At 31.8% G+C, this 4,056-nt stretch carries 5 protein-coding genes; all 5 read left to right on the top strand.

Annotated elements, in window-relative coordinates; all coding sequences use genetic code 11:
* On the top strand, positions 1 to 696 hold a 696-nt coding region (locus tag MR593_RS07910), incomplete at its 5' end, for an AI-2E family transporter (protein WP_290691670.1).
* Positions 697 to 796: 100 nt separating this feature from the next.
* A complete protein-coding gene (locus MR593_RS07905) occupies positions 797 to 1,438 on the top strand; it encodes a histidine phosphatase family protein (RefSeq protein ID WP_290691669.1) in 642 nt (213 codons plus the stop codon).
* A 6-nt stretch (positions 1,439 to 1,444) separates the two neighbouring features.
* Positions 1,445 to 2,662, top strand: coding sequence for an NAD(P)/FAD-dependent oxidoreductase (locus MR593_RS07900; protein ID WP_290691667.1), 1,218 nt, complete (start codon positions 1,445 to 1,447; stop codon positions 2,660 to 2,662).
* A 23-nt stretch (positions 2,663 to 2,685) separates the two neighbouring features.
* On the top strand, positions 2,686 to 3,333 hold the full coding sequence (cmk, locus tag MR593_RS07895) for a (d)CMP kinase (protein ID WP_290691665.1): 648 nt from the start codon (positions 2,686 to 2,688) through the stop codon (positions 3,331 to 3,333).
* A gap of 18 nt (positions 3,334 to 3,351) precedes the next feature.
* Entirely contained in the window at positions 3,352 to 3,960 is a 609-nt protein-coding gene (locus tag MR593_RS07890; RefSeq protein WP_290691664.1) for a lysophospholipid acyltransferase family protein, read from the top strand.
* The last annotated feature ends 96 nt before the right edge of the window (positions 3,961 to 4,056 follow it).

The raw sequence follows: 4,056 nt of genomic DNA, 5'->3' as shown, positions 1-4,056 counted from the left end.
AGCAATAAGGCATTGAGCTTTGTTAAAAATTCATTTGGAAGCTTATTTACATCTACCTTTGGCGTAGTTTCAGGAGTAGTATCAGGTATAGTAAGCACAGTAATAAGCTTCATATTCGCAGCTTACATACTTATTTCAAAGGAAAAACTCAGCATACAGCTTAAAAAATTACTATATGCATTTTTACCTGAAAAAACAGTCGACAAAATGATAGAAGTAGGAAAGCTTACACATAAGACTTTTACTAATTTCTTCACATTCCAATGTATAGAATGTATAATACTTGGATGTATGTTCTTTATCTGCATGGTAATACTTAGAATTCCTTATGCATTACTTATAAGTGTGATGATATCTATCATGGCATTAGTACCAATATTTGGACTTTGCATAGCTTTTATTATAGCTTCTATACTTATAGTTATGGTGGAACCTATAAAAGTAGTTGTATTTGCAATCTTATTTGCAGTACTTCAACAAATCGAAGGTAATTTAATATATCCTAGAGTTGTAGGTAAATCAATCGGACTTCCACCTATATGGGTAATAGTCGTGATCACGATAGGCTCTAAGCTAATGGGTATTGTGGGAATGATACTTTTTATTCCTCTAAGCTCTGTAATTTATACGCTTTTAAGCAAATCAGTTTCTAAGAGAATAAGAAATAGAAGAATTTCAAGCAATAAATGGCTTTAAATAAAAAACTATCTCATTAAACTTATAGTGAGATAGTTTTTTTTCGATGTTTTATGATATAATTAAAATTTGAGAAGAAATAATAAAGGAGTGGAAATTTTTGACAAATACATTATATATAGTTAGACACGGACAAACTGAATGGAATATCCTCGGCAAAACTCAAGGCCATGGAAATTCAGATTTAACAGCTAAAGGAGTAGAACAAGCAGAGCTTTTAGCAAACAGCATGACAAAATATCCAATAGATTACATCTACAGTAGCGACTTAGGGAGAGCTTATCAAACTGCTGAGATTATAGGAAATAAATTAAACGTAGAGGTCCAAAAAACTGAAGCTCTAAGAGAAATGAACTTCGGTACTTGGGAAGGTAGACTCATAAAAGACATAATGGAAGAAGATCCTAAATTATATCGTCAATGGAGAAATGAACCACATTTAGCTAGAATTCCTCAAGGTGAAACTCTAGATCAAATAAAAGAGAGAACAGATGCCTTTATAAAAGAAATAAATGAAAAATACGACGGAAAACACATAGTATTAGTAACTCACTCACTATGTGCTAGAATTATGCTTTTATCATTTTTAAATTCACCAGTTGAAAATATCTACAGATTAAATCAAGGAAATACAGCTTTAAATATAGTAGAGCTTAGAGATTACGGTCCTGTAGTTATGAAAATGAACGATACTACACATATTATAAAAGAAGAAAAATTAGAAAACAGTGCATTGGAGTAGGATATAATGGCTAAAGTAATAGTTGTAGGAGGCGGACCTTCTGGAATAATGGCGGCGATAAGCGCTGCAAATAACAATCACCAAGTAATATTAATAGAGAGAAATGAAGCTCTAGGCAAAAAGCTAAGACTTACTGGTGGAGGCAGATGTAATATTACAAATAACAGATATATAGAAGATTTTTTCGATAAGATTGTAAACAACAGTAAATTTTTATACAGCAGCTTTTACTCATTTACAAACGAGGATTTGCTAAGCTACTTAGATAGTATAAATGTAGAGTATAAAATAGAAGAACAACACGACTCTAAAATATACACTAAAAACGACAAGGCGCTCGATCTTATAAGGGGCTTTGAAGAGGACTTATCTAGAAAAAAAGTAAAAGTATTGTATAATAAAAGAGTGACAGACTTGATAATAGAAGACAATACTGTAAAAGGTGTCGTATTAAACGACAGCGAAAATATATATGCAGACAGAGTAATATTATCTACTGGTGGTAAAAGTTACGCTCATACAGGCTCTGATGGAAATATGTACGAGATTTTACAAAAATACGGACATACTATAACTAAAACACTACCAGCCCTATGTCCATTAAAGACAAAGGAAGATTGGGTTAAAAACCTTCAGGGTATATCTATGAGCGGTGTAAATATATCTACTAAAATCAAGAAGAAAAAAATATCCAAAACAGGAGATATGATATTTACCCATTTCGGCATAAGCGGACCAGTTGTATTGATAATAGATTCTTATATAAATAAACAGCTAGCTGGAGAACACGTAGAGGTATTTATAGACTTTTTACCAAATATATCAAAGGATGAAATAGTCAGCTTAATAAGAAATAATCCAAATAAAAATATCGCAAATAGCCTAAAGACAATACTTCCAGAGAATTTTATAAAGGAGCTTCTAAATATATTAAATTTAAGCGAGATCAAAGGAAATTCACTTACTAAAGAAAATGAAAATGCAGTAGTCGAAAATATAAAAAATATGAAGCTAACAATAACATCCTCTATGGGATTTAAGGCTGCGATGGTAACCTCTGGTGGAGTAAGCACTAAGGAAGTAGATGCATCTACTTTAGAATCTAAAAAGATAAATGGCCTATTTATAACAGGAGAATTACTAGATTTAGATGCTGAGACAGGAGGATATAATTTGCAAATAGCATTTTCTACAGGTTATTTAGCAGGACTTAGTTTAGAGTAAATTTTTAAAATAGGAGATAAATCATGAAAAATATAATAATAGCAGTAGACGGACCTGCAGGAGCAGGCAAAAGTACAATAGCTAAGATAATAGCTAAAAAATTAAATATAAACTACATAGACACAGGAGCTATGTACAGAGCAGTAACTTTAAAATGCTTACAAAACGATGTAGATGTAAAGGATGAAAAAGCAGTAGTTGAAATGGCAAAATCTACATCAATCGACTTTAGAGATAACAACATATATTTAGACTCAAAAATAGTAAACGACGAAATAAGAACTTTAGATGTAAGCAAAAATGTATCTGATGTAGCAAAAATAAAAGAAGTAAGATATCTAATGGTGGACTTACAAAGAGAAATAGGAAAGGACAACGCAGTAATACTAGACGGTAGAGATATAGGATCTTACGTATTTCCAAATGCAGACTACAAATTCTATCTAGTAGCCACTCCTGAAGAGAGAGGAAAAAGACGCTACATAGAATTAAAGGAAAAAGGATACGAAGGGACTTTAGAAGATATAATAAACGACATAATAAGAAGAGACGAAATAGATTCAAATAGAGAATTTGCACCTCTAGTAAAAGCAGAGGATGCTATAGAAATAGATACAACAGGCAAAAGCATAGACCAAGTTGTAGAAGCTGTTTTAGAAAAAATTAAATAGATTAAAGGAGAGATAAATTTGACTTTTTATAATTTTGTACTTAAGCTCTTTAGAGCATTTACAAAAACTTTTTTTAAATTTGAAGTAATAGGTATAGAAAACATACCTAGCGAGGGAAAGACAATTATTGCAGCAAACCACAAATCTAATTTTGACCCTATATTTGTCGCATGTGCTGTAAATAAAAAAAGAAAAATGACAGCTATAGGAAAAGAGGAATTATTCAAAAATAAATTACTATCACTCGTATTAAATAAATTGGAAATAATACCAATTAATAGAGAAAATCCAGGACTTAACACTATAAAGAGAATTCTTAAATATATAAAAAACGAGTACGCACTTGTTATGTTTCCAGAGGGAACTAGAACTAAGGGTGAGGATTTTAGCGATGCAAAGGCTGGAATTTCATTATTTGCAATAAAAGGAAAGGCTGTCGTAGTCCCATGTACAATTTACTCAAGCTATAAGCTATTTAGTAAAGCAAAGGTTTATTTTGGAGAGCCAATTTCTTTAGAACAATACTACAAACAAAAGCTCACTAGCGAAGATCACGAAAAGATAGCTGGGGAGATAATGGACGTTATAAAAGACAATTACCATAAGCTTTCAAACGGTGATTTATAATAAGGAGGTCGTAAATGGAAATTAAAATTGCTAAAAACGCGGGCCTTTGCTTCGGTGTAAAAAGAGCTATGCAGATGGCAAGTGATGAGCTAGACG

The organism is Intestinibacter sp. (assembly GCF_022780145.1).
Classification (GTDB): Bacteria; Bacillota; Clostridia; order Peptostreptococcales; family Peptostreptococcaceae; genus Intestinibacter.
Note: the sequence above shows the minus strand (reverse complement) of the source record. Positions and strands in the feature narration are given on the sequence as shown.

Excerpts from the sequence above, each read along its gene's own strand:
- MR593_RS07900 (WP_290691667.1), top strand. The coding sequence starts at position 1,445 with ATGGCTAAAGTAATAGTTGTAGGAGGCGGACCTTCTGGAATAATGGCG.
- cmk (WP_290691665.1), top strand. The coding sequence starts at position 2,686 with ATGAAAAATATAATAATAGCAGTAGACGGACCTGCAGGAGCAGGCAAA.